The sequence below is a fragment of the Amycolatopsis coloradensis genome, from assembly GCF_037997115.1.
Taxonomy (GTDB): Bacteria; Actinomycetota; Actinomycetes; order Mycobacteriales; family Pseudonocardiaceae; genus Amycolatopsis; species Amycolatopsis coloradensis_A.
Window position 1 is genome coordinate 8,229,520 of record NZ_CP150484.1, and the last position, 18,689, is coordinate 8,248,208.

Sequence of the window (18,689 nt, forward strand, 5' to 3'; positions counted from 1 at the left end):
GGGCGGGGCCGGTCAGCGGCCGATGCCGTAGACGCCTCGGGCGTCGTCACGGATGACCTTGCCGAGCTGGAGCTCGACGACCCTTCGCCGCATCGAGTCCACGATCGAATGGTCGTGGGTGGCCATCAGCACCGTCGTGCCGGTGCGGTTGATCCGCTCCAGCAGCAACATGATGTCCTGGCTGGTGTCGGGGTCCAGGTTCCCGGTCGGCTCGTCGGCGAGCAGCACGAGCGGGCGGTTCACGAAGGCGCGGGCGATCGCGACGCGCTGCTGCTCACCACCGGAGAGTTCGTTGGGGAGACGGTCGGCCTTGCCGTCGAGGCCGACGAGTTCGAGCACCTCGGGCACGACCTTGCGGATCGTGGGGCGCGGCTTGCCGATGACTTCGAGCGCGAAGGCGACGTTCTCGGCGACGGTCTTGTTCGACAGCAGACGGAAGTCCTGGAAGACGCAGCCGATGGTCTGCCGCAGCCGCGGCACCCGGCGACGGGCGAGCTTGGCGACGTCGAAGTTGGAGACCATGACGCGACCCTTGCTCGGCACCTCTTCGCGCAGCAGGAGACGCAGGAAGGTCGACTTCCCGGATCCCGAGGGACCGATCAGGAAGACGAACTCGCCTTTGTCGATCTCGACCGACACCCTTTCGAGGGCGGGACGGGTCGAGGTCTTGTAGACCTTGGAAACCTCTTCGAGCCGGATCACGGTTCGGCATACTACCCATGCCCATCGTTAAGCCCGGGTAGCCCGGTCCCGGCGGCCAAGCGAGCAAGGGACCTTTGCTCTCACTCTCTTCCGGAAAGTGACAGCAAAGGTCCCTTGCTCTCTCACGCAGGGTTGTTACGCGGCTCCGGACTGCTTGCGCCAGCGGATGCCGGCCTCCAGGAAACCGTCGATCTCGCCGTCGAGCACGGACGACGGGTTGCCGACCTCGAACTCGGTCCGCAGGTCCTTGACCATCTGGTACGGGTGCAGCACGTAGGAGCGCATCTGGTTGCCCCAGCTGGAGCCGCCGTCCTTGAGCGCGTCCATCTCGGCGCGCTCCTCCTCCTTCTTCCGCTGCAGCAGGCGCGCCTGGAGGACCTTCATCGCGGCCGCCTTGTTCTGCAGCTGCGACTTCTCGTTCTGGCACGAAACGACCACGCCGGTCGGGATATGCGTGATCCGCACCGCCGAGTCCGTCGTGTTCACGCTCTGGCCACCGGGGCCGGACGAGCGGTACACGTCGACGCGGATGTCCTTCTCGGGGATGTCGACGTGGTCGACCTCCTCGACCTCGGGCATCACCTCGACGTGCGCGAAGGAGGTCTGGCGACGGCTCTGGTTGTCGAACGGCGAGATGCGCACCAGCCGGTGCGTGCCCTGCTCGACCGAGAGCGTGCCGTAGACGTAGGGCGCGGTCACCTTGAAGGTGGCGGACTTGATGCCCGCTTCCTCGGCGTAGGAGATGTCGTAGACGTCCGTCGGGTAGTTGTGGCGCTCGGCCCACCGCAGGTACATCCGGAGCAGCATCTCGGCCCAGTCGGCCGCGTCGACGCCGCCCGCTTCGGACCGGATGGTGACCACGGCGTTGCGCGGGTCGTATTCACCCGACAGCAGGGTGCGGACCTCGAGCCCGTCGATGTCCTTGGTGAGCGCCGTGAGCTCGGACTCGGACTCGGCCACGCTGGCGGAGTCGCCCTCGGCCTCGGCCAGTTCATAGAGAACGCCCAGATCGTCGAGCCGCTGCCGCAGCTCGGAAATGCGTCGCAGCTCACTCTGCCGGTGGGACAACTGGCTGGTGACCTTCTGCGCCGCTTCGGGGTCGTCCCAGAGGTTCGGGCTGGATGCCTGTTCCTCCAGCTCGGCCACCTGGGCACGCAGCGCATCCAGGTCCATCACCGACTCGATCTGCGTCAGCTTGCCGGCCAGGTCCTTCAGTGCCGCATCGAACTCATCACTCACGTCGGCCAAGGTTACGGCAAAACCCACGACCGGTTGCGGGGAACCGGTCGTGGGCACCTGTCCGGGTCAGGACTGGGGGATGGAATCGAGCAGTTTCAGTGCGGCTTTCGCCTGCGCCTGGGCGAACTCGGCGACGGCCTTGGCGTACGGGCCGTCAGCGGCCTTCGTGGCGGCCTTGGCCTCGTCGAGCTGCTGGGTGTAGCTCGCACGAGCCGACTCGAGCAGGGCCGAGCGCTGCTTGACCGTCAGCGAACCGGCGTGCACGAGACGCAGGATCAGCGGGCTGCGGAGGTGGTCAGGACCGGCTTCGGAGGTCAGCCACGTCTTGAACGCCTTCTTGCCCGCCGCGGTGATGAGGTACTGCTGGCTCGACCGCGGGCCCTGCTTGCCGAGGCGGACGAGGCCCTCCTTCGACAAGGCGGGGAGCTCCCGGTACACCTGGCTGCGGGTCACGCTGAAGAAGGCGCCGAAACGCTCACCCGCCCCCGCGACCAGTTGCCCGCCCGTGGCGGGACCGTCGTGGAGAAGACCGAGCAGTGCGGCGGCTGTTGCATTCAATTCGGACACGTCCTCTACGGTCCCACTTTTCGGAACCTGTGTCCACTGTGGTCAACACATCTGTCCATTGTGGCTAGTGATATGCGCTCATTCGGCCCAACGCACTACGCCTGTCCACAATGGACCGGACACGCTGCGCAACCGGCCTCCGCCACGGACAGCGGCACCCGCCCCCGCCCCGACCAACGACGGAAGTGATCGCCCGGGAGGGCGCGCTCGATACGAAACAGGGAAAAAAGAGGCGCGGGTCTGCGATTTCCGCAGACCAAGAGGCCGTAAAGCACCGCGAACAGCATCAGNTGGTCATCAGCCGCGGCGAGGAGAAGACGAAGATCGAGGTCGACGCGGGGGAGGAGCCAGGCCCCGCCATCGAGGACGCGGACGCGCCCGAGTGCGCTTCGGCGGCACTGGGCGGCCTGATCGCCGATCGCCGTGAAGCCCTCACCTCATGCCCGGCGGACGCGCTTTCCAGTGAGGACAGCGGTTCTCTCGTCAAACTCGTCGAATTCCTCGCCGGACGCAAGCCGTCCGCGCTCACCCTCGTCGAGGACACCTCGCCGCGCAGCGTGGCCGCCGCGAAGCTGGTCCGCGAGACCGCCGCGCGTTTCGGTCTGCGCAATCCGCAGACACGGGCCTCCTCCCTCTGTAGCGGGGACAGGATTTGAACCTGCGACCTCTGGGTTATGAGCCCAGCGAGCTACCGAGCTGCTCCACCCCGCGTCGTGACACCTACCTTACGCCTACGTTTCGAGCAGGCGCAAAGCAGGTGCCCTTTAGGTAAGCGACGTCACCCTCCAGGCTGGCCGGAGGTCGGGGGCGCACCGGACGCCGGCGGGTTCGCCTTGGCCGACTCGTAGGCCTTGGAGGCCGCTTCGAGCGCGGCCAAGGCGGCACCCTGGTCGGCGTAGTTCCCGGATTGCTGGGCGGCGCGGAACTTGACCCAGGCGTCGTGCATGTCGCCGGCGGCCTTGTCCAGCGCCGGGTTATCGCCGGCGGGCGGCTGCGGCGTCGTCGTCCCCGGCGGCGGAGGCGTCGTGGGTCCGGGAGTGCCGCCGGTCTGCGGCGGTGTGACCCCGGAGCCCGTGCCCGCGCCGAAGACCTGGTCGAGCGCTTCGTTCAGCGTCGGCGCGAACCCGATCTTGGTGCCGTAGGAGACCAGGACACGGGCCAGCTGCGGATAGCTCAGCTGGTTCCGTTGCCGGATGTAGACCGGTTCCACGTAGAGGAAGCCGTTGGCGACGGGCAGCGTGATCAGGTTTCCGTAGGTGACCGTGACGTTCGGGTTGTTGAACAGCGTCCGGTCCTGTGCGACCCGTGGGTCACTTTGGAATCTGTTCTGGACCTGGACGGGACCGTCCACCTGTGTCGATCCGCTGGCACCTGTCGGCAGTCTCAGGACGCGCATCTTCCCGTAGTCCTCGGGATCTGAGGACACCGACATCCAGGCCGCGAGGTACTGCCGTTGGAGACCGGTCAGCGAACTGGTGAGCTGGAATCGAGACTTGGTGTCGCCCGGCGCGGTGGCCAGGACGTAGTAGCCGGGCTGGTTGGCGATCCCGGAGGCGGACGCGTTCACGCCGCCTTCCTGCGTCGGGTCCTGCGGAACGCTCCAGAAGGCCTGCTGAGCGTAGAACTCCGCGGGGTTGTTCACGTGGTACTTCGACAGGAGCTCCCGCTGCACCTTGAAGAGGTCTTCGGGGTAGCGGAAGTGCGACCGCAGGTCCGGCGAAATCTCACTGCTCGGCTTGACCAGGCCCGGGAAGACCTGCTTCCAGGCGTTGAGCACCGGCTCGTTGTCCTCGACCCCGTACAGGGTCACGGTGCCGTCGAACGCGTCGACGGTGGCCTTGACCGAGTTGCGGATGTAGTTGATCGAGGAGTTCGCCTGGCGGGTGGTGCCGCTGAGCGAGTCGTTGGTCGCCTGGCCGAGCTGGGTCTGCTGGGCGTACGGGAAGTTGTTCATCGTCGTGTAGCCGTCGACGATCCACTTGATCTTGCCGTCGACGACCGCCGGGTACGGGTCACCGTCGAGGGTCAGCCACGGCGCGATCTTGGCGACCCGATCCCGCGGTTCGCGGTTGAACATGATCTTGGATCCGTCGCCGATGGCATCGGAGAAGAGGATGTTGCGCTCTCCGTACTCGGCGGCGAAAACGAGGCGGTTGAACCAGTTGTCGATCGGCACGCCGCCGGAACCCTTGTAGATGTAGGCACGGTCGACGGCGGTGTCGTACTCGCCCGGCGCCTGCCCCGCCTTTCCGCCGACGATCGCGTACGCGGCGTCGGTCGCGAGCTCGCCGTAGTAGATACGGGGCTCGTCCACCTTGATGCCCGGCTTGTTCGGGTCGGTCGACCCGGCGCCCGCCGGGTTCTGGGTGTCGCTGGTGGTGGCGATCGGGTAACCGCCGTCGGAGTTGGCGTCCTTCAGCGCACGGTCGATCGTGTTAGCCGGCGCCGCGACGAAACCGTTTCCGTGTGTGTAGACGAGGTGCTTGTTGATCCAGTTCGTCTGGTTGCCGGTGAGACCTTCGGTCTTGATCTCCTTGGCCGCGACGATGTAGTCCTGCGTGACCCCGTTGAGGGTGTAACGGTCGATGTCCAGCTTGGACGGGAAGCCGTAGAAGTTCTCACGACCGACGCGCTGGGTGAACGTGTCGCTGAGGACGTTCGGGTCGAGGAGCCGGATGTTCGGGACGGTCCCCTTGTCCGCCTTGATCTCCGCGGAGGTCGCCTCGGACTTGCCGGTGTAGTCCTTGTACTCGACGTTGGTCAGGCCGAACGCCTGGCGGGTCGCGTCCATGTTGCGCTGGATCGACGCGGATTCCTTCTCGTTCGCGTTGGGACGCACCGAGAACTGGTCGAGCACCGCGGGCCACGCGACGCCGACGAGCACGTTCGACAGGATCAGCAGCACCAGCGCGATCGCGGGCAGCTGCAGGTTGCGGAGGAACGCGCCGGCGAAGAACGCGACGGCGCAGATCACCGAGATGCACAGAAGGATCAGCTTCGCGGGCAAGACCGCGTTCAGGTCGGTGTAGGTCGCACCGACGAACAGCGGTGCCCCGCGGTCCGAGAGCAACAGGTTGTAACGGTCGAAGAAGTACTCGACCGCCTTCAACAGCACGAAGATGCCGATGGTGATGGCGAGCTGGGCGCGGGTCGGACCGGCGAGCTGACCGCCCTTACCCGCGAGCCGGATGCCGCCGAAGATGTAGTGCGAGATCAGCGCGCCGAAGAACGCGATGACGACCGAGATGAACAGCCAGCCCAGGAGCCAGTTGTAGAACGGCAGGTCGAAGGCGTAGAAACCGACGTCGTTGCCGAACTCGGGATCGGTCTGTCCGAACCGCGTGCCGTTCAGGAACAGCTGCACGACCTGCCAGTCGCTCTGCGCGGACGCGCCGGCGATGAGCCCGGTGAGCACCGGGATGCCAATGCCGAACAGGCGGATCCGGCCGACGATCGCCGACCGGTAGCGCGCGAGCGGGTCGTCGTTGCCGGAAATCGGCACGAAGACGGGCCTGGACCGGTACGCGATCATCAGGCTGACCGCGAGCGACCCTCCCACCAGCAGCCCTACGGCGAAGAACAAGACCACACGGGTGATCAACACCGTGCTGAACACCGTGCGGGCGCCGACCTCGCCGAACCACAACCAGTCGACGTAGGTGTCCAGCAGTCTCGCGCCCAGCAGCAGCGCCAGAATGACGACGGCGGCGATGATGAGCAGTATCCGGCTGCGCCGGGACAGCTTCGGCAGGCTCACGGGGGGCCGAGTGGCCACTGCACACGCTCCTGGTTTGGTGAACTTTTCGCGGGGGCGCGCGTACCGCGTGCGGCCCCTGATGCTCTAACTCTACGGATGCCGTCGGAAGTTCCCGGAACCCGCCCAAACCGGACTCGGAAGGCCACTGTCCCGGTCGCCTGGAACGATGTGCCAATGGCACCGAGTGAGCAGCAGGGCGTGGCCGGCCTGGCCCGCGAAGTCGAGGAGTTCGTCGCTTCGGGAGGCTGGGACCAGCCCCCGCAGTTGTTCGCGCTGGTCCCGACCGCGGCGCTGCTGGACGAACAACCCGAACTGGCCGGGCAGCTCGACCCGTCGGCCCCGCTGACGCCCGTCGCGCAGGAGGCTCTGCCCGACGGTGACCTGGGTGAAGCGCTGGCGCAGATCGCGTGGCCCGATCTGGTGCTGGGCTGCGCGCTCGCGCAGGAGATCATCGTGCTGCCGCCGGACGCCGAAGCCGAGCTTCCCGTCGTGCCCGAGACCGATGCCGAACGCCTGCGTCAAGCGGCCGCCGACCACCCCCGCCGGACCGAAGCCCGCCTCGTCGCGGCTGTGCTGCGGGATGGTGCCGGAGCGTGCGTCATGCGGCTTCGCGGTGCCGGGCAGCCCTCCGGACCCGGTGACGTCCCTGTTGACGAGATCATCGAGAACCCGGAGCTGGCGCCCAACCTGCTCGAAGCACTGAAAGCCACCCTGCTGCCCTGACCTGCGGAAAGAGAGCAAGGGACCTTTGCTACCAGCTGCCGCGGGTACGCGGCCGATAGCAAAGGTCCCTTGCTCTCTTCAGCCAGAACCGCGAGGTGGTAGCAAAGGTCCCTTGCTCCCCCGGCGGTCAGCAGGAGGCGGTCGGCCTACCCGCCTTGAGGTTCTCGAGCTGCGCGATCGCCTCGTCCAGCGTGGACACCTTGATCAGGTTCAGGCCCTCGGGCGCGGCGGTCTTCGCCTCGGCGCAGTTGTGCGCGGGCACGAGGAAGTCGGTGGCGCCGGCCTCGCGAGCGCCGACCACCTTGAACGAGATGCCGCCGATCGCGCCGACGACGCCCTTCTCGGAGATCTCGCCCGTCCCGGCGATATGCCTGCCACCGGCGAGGTCGCCGGGCTCCATCTTGTCGACGATCGCGAGCGCGAACATCAGGCCCGCCGACGGGCCACCGACATCCTGCAGCGAGATCTTCACGTCGAAGGGAACGTCGGCACGGTCCACCGCGGTCAGGCCCATGAAGCCTTCCGGCCCATCGGGCCGCTGCGCGAGCGTGAGCGGCACGGTGCGTTCGGCCTGACCGTCGGATTTGAAGGTGATCTGGACGGTCTGCCCGGGCTTCGTCCCGTTCAGGGCGGCCCGCACTTCGGTCGCCTCCGTGACCGTCTTCCCGTTGACCACCAGAAGCCGGTCGCCGGGGGCGAGCACCTTGTCCGCGGGACTGCCGGAGACGATCGTCTTCGCGAGCACCTTCACCGGGAACTTGCGGCGCAGCGCGGCGACCTGGGCAGCGGTCTGCGAGTCCTGCAACTGCTGGATGTTCTCCTGCCGGACCTGCTCGTTGGTTTCGCCCGGCTTGAAATATTCCTCGCGCGGCGCCAGCGCGTACCGGCCGCTGGCCCAGAGCCCGAGCGCGTTGAACAGCGTGATGCCGCCATCACGCAGGGAGACCGTCGTCATCCGCAGCTCACCGGAGGTCTGGAAAACCTCGTGCCCGTTGACCTGGATCACGGACTGGCCGGCCGCGTCCTTGCCGAGGGTGTCGTAGGTCGGCCCGGGGCTGATCGCCACATACGGCACCGGGATGAAGAACCCGACCAGCGCGAAGGCGACGAACAGCGCACCGCTGACCAGCAGCGTCCAGCCGCGCCGGGTCAGCCGCCGTTCGGAGCGGTCCTGGTCACCCGCGGAGCCCGCACGGCTCCGCGCTCCTGTGGTCTCCTCCGAGGGCTCTGTCACGCGTGACAGCGTACGGTGACGGTGTTCGCTTCTCGGTGAAGGCCACGCTCATCACTCCACTTGACGAGCTGTGAATCCCGGGACCCGCGTACGGTGGTGCCATGAGCAAACCCCCGTTCGGCTTCGGACCGCCCGATCCCGACAAACGAGGCGAGAACGAGCCGTCGGATTCCGGCGGCCAGCCCTCCGGCGCCGAGGCCTTCAATCAGCTCGGTCAGATGCTCAGCCAGCTGGGCCAGATGCTCAGCCAGGCCGGCAGCTCGACCGGGCCGGTCAACTATGACCTGGCGAAACAGATCGCGTTGCAGAACCTCAGCAGCAGCGGAAGCGCCGACGTCAAACTCGGCTTTTCGTCATCCAGTGGTGGCGACTCGAGCACGGCCGTCCGCGACGCCGCCCACCTGGCGGAGCTGTGGCTGGACGCCGCGACGATCCTGCCCGCAGGGGCCACGACGACCGTCGCTTGGTCCGCGCGTACCTGGGTCGAGAAGACCCTGCCCACCTGGCAGCGCCTCTGCGACCCCGTCGCCCAGCAGGTCTCGGGCGCGTGGGTACAGGCCCTGCCCGAGGAGGCCAAGCAGGCCGCCGGCCCGCTGCTCTCGATGATGGGGCAGATGGGCGGGATGGCCTTTGGCTCCCAGCTCGGTAACGCTCTCGCTCAGTTGGCTTCCGAAGTGCTCACCTCCACCGAGGTCGGTCTCCCGCTCGGCCCCGCGGCCACCTCCGCGCTGCTGCCGGCGAACATCGAGAAGTTCACCGAGGGCCTGGAGCTGCCGACCAGTGAGGTGCTGGTCTTCATCGCCGCGCGCGAGGCCGCCCACCAGCGGCTGTTCGCCCACGTCCCTTGGCTGCGGCAGCGACTTCTGGCCACCGTCGAGGAGTTCGCGAGCGGCATCTCCGTCGACACGTCGGCGCTGGAGCAGCTCGCCGGCCAGATCGACCCGTCGAACCCCGCCAGCATCGAAGAGGCCATGTCCTCCGGCCTGCTCGAGCCGCAGACCTCGCCCGAGCAGAAGGCGGCGCTGAACCGCCTGGAAACCCTGCTCGCGCTGGTCGAAGGCTGGGTCGACGTCGTGGTCGCCGAGGCCATCGGCGACCGGCTTCCGGGCGCGGACGCGCTCCGGGAGACACTGCGCCGCCGCCGGGCCACGGGTGGCCCCGCCGAGCAGACCTTCGCCACCTTGGTCGGGCTTGAGCTCCGGCCAAGGCGGATGCGGGCGGCCTCCTCGCTGTGGAAGCTCGTCGGCGACCAGCACGGCATCGAGAAGCGGGACGGCCTCTGGTCCCACCCCGACCTGATGCCGACCGCCAACGACCTCGACGAGCCGCTCGACTTCTCCGAACGCCTCGGCGATGGCGAGTCGACGCTCGAAGGCATCGACCCGATCGCCGAGATCGAACGGACCGAGCGCGAGAAGAACAAGCCCAAGGGCGACGAAGAAGAGAACTGAGGCACGTCAGTCCTCCGCCGCGATGCCCCATCCGGCGGCGGAGGACAGACCCTCCAGGTAGCCGATGGCGCGTTCGGTCTTGGGATAACGGCGAACGAGCTCCCAGAATGCCGCGTTGTGCCCTGGTTCCTTCAAGTGCGCGAGTTCGTGCACGAGGACGTAGTCCAGCACCCATCCCGGCACCCGGCGCAGACGATCACTGACCCTGATCGTCGCGTCGACCGGTGTGCAGGACGCCCACCTCGTCCTCATCGGCGGGACCCAGCGAACGCTCGCGGGTATCGCCTTCCCGTCCAGATACTTCGCCGAGAGCACGGCGCAGCGTGCCAGCAGCGCCTCGTCCGACGCCTTCGGCGGCGCGGCCTGCCGCGGGCCTTTGCGCAACAGCTTGCGCTGCATCTCGGCAACCCAGTGCTTCTCCTCCGCCCGGGTCATCCGGGCAGGGATCAGCACGACGAGGGTGTCCTCGTCCCAGTACGCGGTGACGGTCCGGTGGCGGCGTTGGCTACGCCGTACCTCGACCTTGTGTTCGGGAGTGTCCGACGGATTCGTCGTGTCCCGGCCCCTCAATGAGGGCGTCCGTGCTTCGACCACTCGACCACGGTAAGGCCAGTCACCGACAACTCCGAGAGCCGAAAGGTCACAGCCTCCAGTTGTCCACAACGGGGCCAACCTGTGGATAACTCGCGTTCTTCCGAGCGGACGGACCGCGAATGGGTGCGATCCTGCGATCATGAACCTTCGCGAACCGGACCTGCGATCGATCATCCTGCCCGCCTTCCCCACCCTGCTTCCGGGGCTGGATGTGCTGGAACGGGGAAACGGCGAGATCCAGATCGGCCTCGACCCCGCACACGCCGTGGTGATCGCCGGCGTCGCCACCGAGGTGGCCGAAGCTCTCCGCGGGCTGGACGGGAAACAGGCCGCGGACGACATCGTGCTCGCGCAGAGCGAACACGACGAACAGCTGCGTGAGCTGATGACGGACCTCACGGCCCGAGGTCTCGTGACCGATGCGGGCCAGTCCGAACGGCATCCGAGACCGAGACCGGAGACCGGGCTCTGGTCGCTTCGCGCTCGCCACCATCAGGCGGCCATGACGGCCCGCCGCAAGCGCACCGCGGTGGCGATCCACGGCGACGGCAGGCTCGCGGTGGCCATCGCCGTCCTGCTCGCCAACGGCGGAGTCGGGCATATCGACGTCCGGGCTTCGGGCACGGTTCTCGAAGGTGACCTGGGCTCGGGCTACACCGAAGCCGAAATCGGGATGCCACGCCGGGACGCGATGGCTCAGGTCGTGCACCGCACCAGGGCGAGCACCGTGACAACGCGGCTCTACTCGGACCGACGGCCGGAACTCGTCTTGCTCACCGACGCCGTGGTACCTGCCCCCGAAGTGGTCGACGAACTCGTCCGCGACGGGGTCAACCACCTGCCGGTGCGCGTCCGGGACGGGGTCGGCATCGTGGGACCTTTGGTGGTGCCCGGCCGCAGCAGCTGCCTGCGCTGCGCCGACCTGCACCGGGCCGGCCGCGACGATTCCTGGCCGAGGGTGGCGAGCCAGCTCGTCGGCCGTGTGCAGCGAGCGGATCTCGGGTCCGTTCAGGCCTGCGCCGCGCTCGCCGCCGCACAGGCGCTCAGGCTTCTGTCCCCGAGCGATCAGGCGCCGCCCGCTTGGAACGCCACGCTGGAGATCGACTTCTTCGACGGCAAGATCCGGCATCGCGACTGGCCGCCGCACACCGCATGCGGATGCGGCGCTCGTTGATACGGCAAGCGACGTAGCCCACACGCACTCCCTCAACAGGCTGCGCGGGCGCGGTGAATCAAGGCAGAATCGCGAAGGTGACCGACTCCCGCAACGCCGAGGACCGTGAAGCCGCCATCCCCCGCAACGGGGCCGCGCGAACGGCGAAGCTGGCCAGTATCCCGCTCGGCATAGCGGGGCGGGCGGTCGGCGGCTGGGGCAGGCGGCTGACCGGGCAAAGCGCCGAAGAGGTCAACGCGACTCTGTCCGCCAAGGCGGCGGAGCAGCTCTTCGAGGTCCTCGGCACGCTCAAGGGCGGCGCGATGAAGTTCGGCCAGGCGCTGAGTGTCTTCGAGGCCGCGGTGCCGGACGAGATGGCGAAGCCCTATCGCGAGGCCCTCACGAAGCTTCAGGCCGCCGCACCGCCCATGCCCGCCCGGCAGACCCATCGGGTCCTCGCCGAGCAGCTGGGACGCACCTGGCAGCAGCGGTTCGCGGCCTTCGACGACGAGCCTGCCGCTTCCGCGAGCATCGGCCAGGTCCACCGCGCGAACTGGCACGACGGCCGCGAAGTCGCCGTCAAAGTGCAATATCCCGGAGCTGACGACGCCTTGCGGAGCGATCTCCGGCAGCTCCAGCGTTTCAGCAGATTGTTCCAGGCGTTCGTGCCGGGGACCGAAGTGAAGCCGCTCCTGGCGGAACTCGCCGAGCGGATGAACGAAGAGCTCGACTACCAGGCCGAAGCACAGAACCAGCGTGCTTTCGTCAAAGCGTTCGAAGGCGTCCCCGGGTTCCTGATCCCCCGCGTGGTCGCCAGTGCGCCGAAGGTCGTCGTCACCGAGTGGGCCACCGGCACCCCGCTGTCGAAGATCATCGCCGGCGGTGACAAGGAGACACGAGACCGCGCCGGCCGCCTGCTCACCGAGTTCCACTATTCGTCGCCGGAACGGGCCCGGCTCCTGCATTCGGACCCGCATCCCGGCAACTTCATGCTGACCGCCGACGGCAGGCTGTGCGTCATCGACTTCGGCGGGGTGTCCCGGCTCCCCGAAGGAATCCCGCAGCACCTCGGCGAGATGACCAGGCTGGCGCTCGACGGTGAGTCCGCGAAGCTCATGCAGCTGCTCAGGGAATCCGGCTTCATCCGGGGCGACGCGGATCTCCGGGCCGACGATGTGCTCGCCTACCTGGCGCCGTTCACCGAGCCGCTGGCGGGCGACACGTTCCACTTCACCCGCCGTTGGATGCAGCGGCAGGCGGGCAGGGTCGGCGACACCCGCGGCCGGGATTTCCGGATCGGCCGCTCCCTCAACCTGCCGCCCGAGTACCTGATGATCCACCGGGTGACCGCCGGATCGACCGGCATCCTCTGTCAGCTCGACGCCGAGATCCCCGCCCGCGCGATCGTCGAACGGTGGCAGCCGGGCTTCGCGGCCTGAGAAGTTATCCACAGGGGACTTTGCGACTGAGCCGAAAACGGGGTTGCTCGGGCGAGTTGTCCACAAGTTCGCGGAAGTGGTTCCACCCGGTCGGCCCAGCGGCCATCCTCGATTCATGACCACTACACGAAGCGCCCGACTCATGGCGCTCAGTAACACCAGCGAATCCGGCATCGTCACCAGCCGCGAGCTGCGGAAGGCGGGCGTCACCGCGCGCTACGCCGCGAAGCTCTGCGGCCCGGGCGGCCCGTGGCGAAGGCTGATGCCGGGCGTGATCCTGTTGCGCGACTCCGCGCCCACCCGGCTTCAGCTGCTGCAAGCCGCTGTCGCGCGGTTCGGGCCGGAGGTCGTGGTGACAGGTGCCGACGCGCTACGCGCACGAGGTGTCGGCTGCCCGCTGACACGGGAGGTCCATCTCCTTGTCCCCGACTATCGGCGCATGCCAGCGGAGCCCGGCATGCTGCCGCGAAGAACCACCCGGATGCCGCCGCCGACCATGATCGACGGCGTCCCGTTCGCCCCACCTGCCCGGGCGGCACTCGATCTCGCCCGGCTGGAGCTCGATCCCACGCGAATCGACGAGCTGATCTCGCTGCCGCTGTATTGGGGGCTGTGCACGCTCGACGAACTCAGCGAGGAGCTCGATTCCGGTAACCGGCGAGGCTCGGCCGCGGTCCGCGCTGCTCTGCGACGTGTCGATCCCGAAGAGACGTACGCGCACGGGCTGGCGAAGAAGGTCCTCAGCGGCTGCCCGCTGCCCTCGCCTTCGTGGAACACGACACTCTGCGACAGGCGGGGACGCCCTATCGGCACCGCCGACGCCTGGTGGGACGACATCGGCATGGCGTGGCAATTCCGGACACCGAAACAAGGCGCCGCGAATTTCCACCCTCTGGCGCTGACCGCGACCGGGACCGTATTGGTCCGCTGCACGATCGACCAGCTGAAGAAGGTTCCGCTGGAAGTCGCGTCGGAGCTCGTCAGGGCGTTCGCCGAAGCGACGCGGACGCCGAGGCCGAAGGTCCGTACGATCGGCCGGATCGACGCCGCCTAAGGCTCACCAATACTCGTCCGGCAGCTTTCCTTCGATGTCGCGGGTGTGACGGCGAGCGCAAGCGGGGCACATCCAACGCACGACGTTCTTCTCGCGAGTGGAAACCCAGGCGAGTGTCTGCGCGGGCTCCTCGTCGCCACCGCGGATCCGGCCGCACAACGAGCAAGTGGCCTGGTCGCTCACGATCGCCATCCACAATGGACGGTCTTCGCCCCCTGAAGGAACAGGTCCGGGCGAGCGCCCAGGAAGGCCTGGTTCTCCGGATCCACCAGCGCGGCCGCGGTCTCGTGGTCGTCATCGCCGAGGCGATCGCCCGCGACCTCGTTCAGCCAGGTCACCCGCTCGATGACGAACTCGCGCAGCAGTTCCGGGCCGGGCGCCGGGTGGTGAATGAGCACCCCGAAGGAATCGACGTCGACGAGCCCGGCTCGCTGCAGCGCGATGTTCCAGCCGTAGGGCATGGAAACGGAGCCGGGAATTCCTGCCCGCATCTCGGCGAACCACTCGCCGCGTGCGGCGAGGAGCCTCTCCTCGAGCCCCGGGCGGCCGATGCCGAGATCCCAGGGGAGGCAGTTGAAGTCCAGGCCGCCCTCGGAGATGGCGACCAGCCCGCCGGGTCGGGCGAGCCGGGCGAGGGTGTCGATGGCCGCCTGCTGGTCGGGCAGGTGGTGGACTACTCGGGAAGCCCAGACGAGATCGGCGGCAGGGAGCTTGGCGGGCAATCCTTCGTCGGCCACGTCGGCGTGGATCGTCTCGACGACGGCCCTCTTCCCCGCAGCCGCGCTGACGACTCGGTGCGCTTCGGCGAGCAGATGCTCGGTCGCATCGACCAGCACGATCTTGGCGCCGACAGCGGCGAGCTCCTCGGCGAAAAGCACACTCATCCCGCCCGCGCCGCAGCCGACATCGAGGATGGTCAACCCGTCCGGCATGCCCTCCAGCAGCCGTCGAGCCGCCGCTCGCATCGGCTCGGCATCGAGTGCCTCCGCCATGCGAAGCGAGCGAAGCCGATCAGACCAGTCGATGTCGTCATGTGTGTGTACGGCCATTCCCCCAGTGAACACCACGCTGAGCCGCACCACTTCCCAAAAGGGAGCGCGACGGTTCGCTGACCGGGCGGTACCGCCGGTTCCGCAGCCGTGAAGAGGTCACGATGCTGGCCTTCGACACCGTGCCCGGCAGCCCGGAGACGTTCACCGTCCCGGAAGGCGACCCACAACCCGCGCTGGACAAGATCAAGCGGTACGCCGAGGGCCTCGACGCGAACGGCGGTACNCGCCGCGGGCAAGTACCGGAACCTGCACACCGACCGGCTGGAAGGCGCCGTCGAGGCGCTGAGGGCCGCCGAGGAACTGGTGCGGGAGGACGCCGAGATCCGCGTCGAACTGCCGGAAACGACGGTCCCGCGGGGAACGGACGTGCTCCGGATCGACGCCGTGCCTCAGTTCGGACCGGCGGTGGACCTGCACGTCATGGGCCCCGAGCGGATCGCGCTCGTCGGCCCGAACGGTTCGGGGAAGACCACCCTGCTGCGGACGATCGCCGGCGAGCTCCCGCCGAAGTCGGGCGAGGTGGGGCTGTCTGATTCGTTTCCGGGCAAAAACTGTCGGTGGGTGGTCGCATGATCACTGTGTGGACAGAACCTCGAGCGCCCGGCAGAGGGTGCTGGCAGCGATGTTCCCGGACGGCGTGGCCGCCCGGGCGAAACTTGTCGCCCTCGGGCACTCCCATTCCTCGATCTCGCGCCGTTGCCGCGAAGGCGGCCCGTGGCGCCGTCCGATACCCGGCGTCATCCTTCTGACCAGTGCCACACCGACCAAGCACCAGCTCTTGAGGGTCGCACTGACTCACGCGGGCCCGGAGGCGATGCTCACCGGAGTGCAGGCCGCCAGGCTGTACGGGGTCCGAAGACTCCCGCCAGAAAGACGGGCGCACACCCTGATCCCCCACCGGAGCAAGGTCGCCACCTGGGGATTCGCCGTCGTAGAACGAACGATCCACCTGCCGGAACCAGTGGAGATCGACGGACTGCCTGTCGCTCCTCTAGCCCGGGCTCTCATCGACGCCGCTCGACGTATGGACGAGCTCAGGTCGGTGCGGGCGATGATCCACGACGCGGTCCACCGTGGCCTCTGCACTCCAGAGGAACTTCGAGACGAGCTGGCTCAGGCCAGCACGATCGGCTCGGCGCTCCCTCGAATAGTCGTCAACGCCCTCCAGGACGGTGTCGACTCCGCCGTCGAGCAGTGGCTGGAGTCTGTGGTCGAGCGCAGCGACCTGCCCAAACCCGTGCGGAAAGCAGAGCTACGGACTCCGGACGGAGTGGTTGTCGGGATCGCCGATGCCTGGTGGCCGCAGGTCGGCGTCGCGCTGCAAGTCCGCTACGACGAAGTCTCTCTCGAACCGGACAAGAGATCCGAGATGCCGACCCTGGTCGCTCCAGGCCTCATCGTCGTCCAGGTGAGCCCGGCACAGCTACGTGACGAGCCGCTGGTGGTGATCCACGACCTGCGAGCAGCCCATCGCCGCGCCCGACAACGACCGCCTCCAGATCTCGGGAGCGTGCCTGCGGCGCCGGCCGCCTGACCGCTGCCGCTTCCTCCGGCGAGAGCAAAGGTCCCTTGCTCTCCACCTGTGGTCATCGCATGCGGATTACGACGGTTCCGGTCAGCCGGTCGAGCCAGCTTCGCCCGTCGATGTTGCGGATCGCGGCTGGAATGATCACAAAGGTCAGTGCCCCTCGCACTACTGCACGCCACACCCCGACCATTTGCGCGCCGTCGAGCCTGGCGACGCGGATTCCGACCACTGCCATACCGGGAGTGAACCCGAAGAAGGCGGCGGGAATGACCGTGATCGCTGCCCAGACGCCGACCGACCAGAGGTTGAAGGTCTGCATGACGGCCGGATCCTGAAGGCTGGGAGTCACGAAGAGGGTGGTGACCAGCGAGGCGAGAACAAGGTCGATGAGCAGCCCGAGAAGGCGTGCGCCGCCGCCCGCTACCGAGCCGACACCCGACTGGGGCAAGCCGAGTCGCTCACCACGCCAACGCTGCGTACCCTCGCCACCGGCCGTCGTCTCATCGCCGGCTCCGGGCAGCCATTCTCCGGTCCATCTCGCCACCCATCCAGGGTATGCCGGTGGCGCCGGCCACATTCGCCCTGGTCGACTACCCGATATCGCCGCCCCGTTAACACCGGCGAAACATACGGGTGACGGTCGGGCAACACCGCGCTCTTAGCGTGAGCCGAAGAGAGTACTGCCGCCGGCAACGAACGAGAAGGAGTCACCGAGGGTGCCCACTACTCCAGACGACATTCAGCGCCTAATCGCCGACGAGAACGTAGAGGTCGTCGACGTCAGGTTCTGCGACCTGCCCGGCGTTATGCAGCACTTCACCGTTCCGGCGAAGGCGTTCAACGAGGAAGCCTACGAAGAAGGCCTGGCCTTCGACGGCTCCTCGGTGCGTGGTTTCCAGTCGATCCACGAATCCGACATGCTGCTCCTCCCGGACCCCGAGACGGCTCGTATCGACCCGTTCCGCAAGGCGAAGACGCTCTCGCTGAACTTCTTCGTGCACGACCCGTTCACCCGCGAGGCGTACAGCCGCGACCCGCGCAACATCGCGCGCAAGGCCGAGCAGTACATCTCCGAGTACGGCGTCGCGGACAACGTGTTCTTCGGCCCCGAGGCCGAGTTCTACATCTTCGACTCGATCCGGTTCGACTCGGCCGAGCACGCCTCTTTCCACGAGATCGACTCCGTCGAGGGCTGGTGGAACACCGGTGCCGACGTGCCGGGCGGCAACCAGGGTTACAAGACGAAGTTCAAGGGCGGCTACTTCCCCGTCCCGCCGGTCGACCACTTCGCCGACCTGCGCGACGAGATCGTCCGTAACCTGCAGGGCTCCGGTTTCGAGATCGAGCGCGCGCACCACGAGGTGGGCACCGCCGGCCAGACCGAGATCAACTACAAGTTCAACACGCTGCTGCACGCTGCGGACGACCTGCAGCTGTTCAAGTACATCGTGAAGAACACCGTGTTCGCCGCCGGCAAGACCGCGACCTTCATGCCGAAGCCGCTCGCCGGCGACAACGGCTCGGGCATGCACTGCCACCAGTCGCTGTGGAAGGACGGCACGCCGCTGTTCCACGACGAGTCGGGATACGCGGGTCTGTCCGACACGGCCCGCCACTACATCGGTGGTCTGCTCAAGCACGCGCCGAGCCTGCTGGCCTTCACCAACCCGACCGTCAACTCGTACCACCGGCTCGTGCCGGGCTTCGAGGCCCCCGTCAGCCTGGTGTACTCGCAGCGGAACCGGTCGGCTTGTGTCCGTATCCCCATCACGGGCAACAACCCGAAGGCCAAGCGCGCCGAGTTCCGGTGCCCGGACTCGTCCGGCAACCCGTACCTCGCTTTCTCGGCGATGATGATGGCCGGTCTCGACGGCATCAAGAACAAGATCGAGCCGCCGGAGCCCATCGACAAGGACCTCTACGAGCTTCCGCCGGAGGAGGCCCAGAACGTCAAACTCGTCCCGGGCGACCTTGGCGCGGTTCTCGACACGCTGGAAGCCGACCACGACTACCTGCTCGAGGGCGGCGTGTTCACTCCCGATGTGATCGAAACGTGGATCTCCTACAAGCGTGAGAACGAGATCGACCCGCTGCGGCTGCGTCCGCACCCGTACGAGTTCTCGCTGTACTACGACGTGTGATCGTGCGGTAGGAAACACCAAGAGCACGCCGGTGGTGAGGTGCGGAAGCGCCCTC

Annotated in this window: 16 protein-coding genes, 1 tRNA gene and 1 pseudogene; 8 read left to right on the forward strand and 10 right to left on the reverse strand. The window is 67.6% G+C overall.

Annotation, left to right across the window (positions count from 1 at the left end; translation table 11 throughout):
• Nucleotides 1–12: 12 nt before the first annotated feature.
• From ftsE to LCL61_RS38465, 5 genes are all read right to left on the reverse strand, one after another.
• Nucleotides 13–702 carry a cell division ATP-binding protein FtsE gene (gene ftsE, locus LCL61_RS38445; protein WP_005168409.1) on the reverse strand — a complete coding sequence of 230 codons (690 nt, stop codon included), beginning with the start codon at nucleotides 700–702 and terminating at the stop codon, nucleotides 13–15.
• A 135-nt stretch (nucleotides 703–837) separates the two neighbouring features.
• Nucleotides 838–1,941 carry a peptide chain release factor 2 gene (prfB, locus tag LCL61_RS38450; RefSeq protein ID WP_219145734.1) on the reverse strand — a complete coding sequence of 368 codons (1,104 nt, stop codon included), beginning with the start codon at nucleotides 1,939–1,941 and terminating at the stop codon, nucleotides 838–840.
• Between the two features lie 66 nt (nucleotides 1,942–2,007).
• On the reverse strand, nucleotides 2,008–2,508 hold the full coding sequence (locus tag LCL61_RS38455) for a PadR family transcriptional regulator (RefSeq protein ID WP_034322153.1): 501 nt from the start codon (nucleotides 2,506–2,508) through the stop codon (nucleotides 2,008–2,010).
• A 637-nt stretch (nucleotides 2,509–3,145) separates the two neighbouring features.
• Nucleotides 3,146–3,219, reverse strand: a tRNA-Met gene (locus LCL61_RS38460).
• Between the two features lie 67 nt (nucleotides 3,220–3,286).
• Nucleotides 3,287–6,265 (reverse strand): UPF0182 family protein, encoded by a 2,979-nt coding sequence (locus LCL61_RS38465; protein ID WP_340688783.1) that lies wholly within the window; start codon nucleotides 6,263–6,265, stop codon nucleotides 3,287–3,289.
• A gap of 174 nt (nucleotides 6,266–6,439) precedes the next feature.
• Between LCL61_RS38465 and LCL61_RS38470 the strand changes: the two genes are divergently transcribed.
• The gene (locus LCL61_RS38470) at nucleotides 6,440–6,988 is read left to right on the forward strand and encodes a PPA1309 family protein (RefSeq protein ID WP_340684290.1); all 549 of its coding nucleotides are present in this window, start codon (nucleotides 6,440–6,442) and stop codon (nucleotides 6,986–6,988) included.
• 127 nt (nucleotides 6,989–7,115) lie between these two features.
• On the opposite strand, the gene LCL61_RS38475 is transcribed toward LCL61_RS38470, so the two are convergent.
• Nucleotides 7,116–8,120: a YlbL family protein gene (locus tag LCL61_RS38475; RefSeq protein ID WP_425342081.1), complete on the reverse strand. Its 1,005-nt coding sequence runs from the start codon at nucleotides 8,118–8,120 to the stop codon at nucleotides 7,116–7,118.
• A gap of 203 nt (nucleotides 8,121–8,323) precedes the next feature.
• On the opposite strand from LCL61_RS38475, the gene LCL61_RS38480 reads away from it, so the two are divergent.
• The gene (locus LCL61_RS38480; RefSeq protein ID WP_340684292.1) at nucleotides 8,324–9,673 is read left to right on the forward strand and encodes a zinc-dependent metalloprotease; all 1,350 of its coding nucleotides are present in this window, start codon (nucleotides 8,324–8,326) and stop codon (nucleotides 9,671–9,673) included.
• A gap of 6 nt (nucleotides 9,674–9,679) precedes the next feature.
• On the opposite strand, the gene LCL61_RS38485 is transcribed toward LCL61_RS38480, so the two are convergent.
• Entirely contained in the window at nucleotides 9,680–10,243 is a 564-nt protein-coding gene (locus LCL61_RS38485; protein ID WP_016331633.1) for a M48 family metallopeptidase, read from the reverse strand.
• A 163-nt stretch (nucleotides 10,244–10,406) separates the two neighbouring features.
• Here LCL61_RS38485 and LCL61_RS38490 point away from each other — a divergent pair, with 163 nt between their 5' ends.
• From LCL61_RS38490 to LCL61_RS38500, 3 genes are all read left to right on the forward strand, one after another.
• Entirely contained in the window at nucleotides 10,407–11,441 is a 1,035-nt protein-coding gene (locus LCL61_RS38490; protein ID WP_340684293.1) for a hypothetical protein, read from the forward strand.
• A gap of 77 nt (nucleotides 11,442–11,518) precedes the next feature.
• The gene (locus tag LCL61_RS38495) at nucleotides 11,519–12,859 is read left to right on the forward strand and encodes an AarF/ABC1/UbiB kinase family protein (protein ID WP_340684294.1); all 1,341 of its coding nucleotides are present in this window, start codon (nucleotides 11,519–11,521) and stop codon (nucleotides 12,857–12,859) included.
• Nucleotides 12,860–13,001: 142 nt separating this feature from the next.
• Entirely contained in the window at nucleotides 13,002–13,913 is a 912-nt protein-coding gene (locus LCL61_RS38500; protein ID WP_340688784.1) for a hypothetical protein, read from the forward strand.
• A gap of 3 nt (nucleotides 13,914–13,916) precedes the next feature.
• Here the strand turns inward: LCL61_RS38500 and LCL61_RS38505 are convergent, their stop codons facing one another.
• The gene (locus LCL61_RS38505; protein WP_219145742.1) at nucleotides 13,917–14,096 is read right to left on the reverse strand and encodes a hypothetical protein; all 180 of its coding nucleotides are present in this window, start codon (nucleotides 14,094–14,096) and stop codon (nucleotides 13,917–13,919) included.
• Nucleotides 14,093–14,962: a class I SAM-dependent methyltransferase gene (locus tag LCL61_RS38510; protein WP_340684295.1), complete on the reverse strand. Its 870-nt coding sequence runs from the start codon at nucleotides 14,960–14,962 to the stop codon at nucleotides 14,093–14,095. Before LCL61_RS38510 ends, LCL61_RS38505 begins: the two co-directional genes overlap by 4 nt.
• Before the next feature lie 432 nt (nucleotides 14,963–15,394).
• On the opposite strand from LCL61_RS38510, the pseudogene LCL61_RS42765 reads away from it, so the two are divergent.
• A pseudogene (locus LCL61_RS42765) lies at nucleotides 15,395–15,487 on the forward strand (ATP-binding cassette domain-containing protein); the annotation flags it as partial.
• A gap of 58 nt (nucleotides 15,488–15,545) precedes the next feature.
• Nucleotides 15,546–16,499 carry a hypothetical protein gene (locus LCL61_RS38520; RefSeq protein WP_340684297.1) on the forward strand — a complete coding sequence of 318 codons (954 nt, stop codon included), beginning with the start codon at nucleotides 15,546–15,548 and terminating at the stop codon, nucleotides 16,497–16,499.
• Nucleotides 16,500–16,551: 52 nt separating this feature from the next.
• Here LCL61_RS38520 and LCL61_RS38525 read toward each other — a convergent pair whose 3' ends face one another.
• A complete protein-coding gene (locus tag LCL61_RS38525; RefSeq protein WP_340684298.1) occupies nucleotides 16,552–17,037 on the reverse strand; it encodes an RDD family protein in 486 nt (161 codons plus the stop codon).
• Between the two features lie 172 nt (nucleotides 17,038–17,209).
• Between LCL61_RS38525 and glnA the strand changes: the two genes are divergently transcribed.
• Nucleotides 17,210–18,634, forward strand: a complete 1,425-nt coding sequence (glnA, locus tag LCL61_RS38530) for a type I glutamate--ammonia ligase (RefSeq protein WP_007033879.1) — start codon at nucleotides 17,210–17,212, stop codon at nucleotides 18,632–18,634.
• The last annotated feature ends 55 nt before the right edge of the window (nucleotides 18,635–18,689 follow it).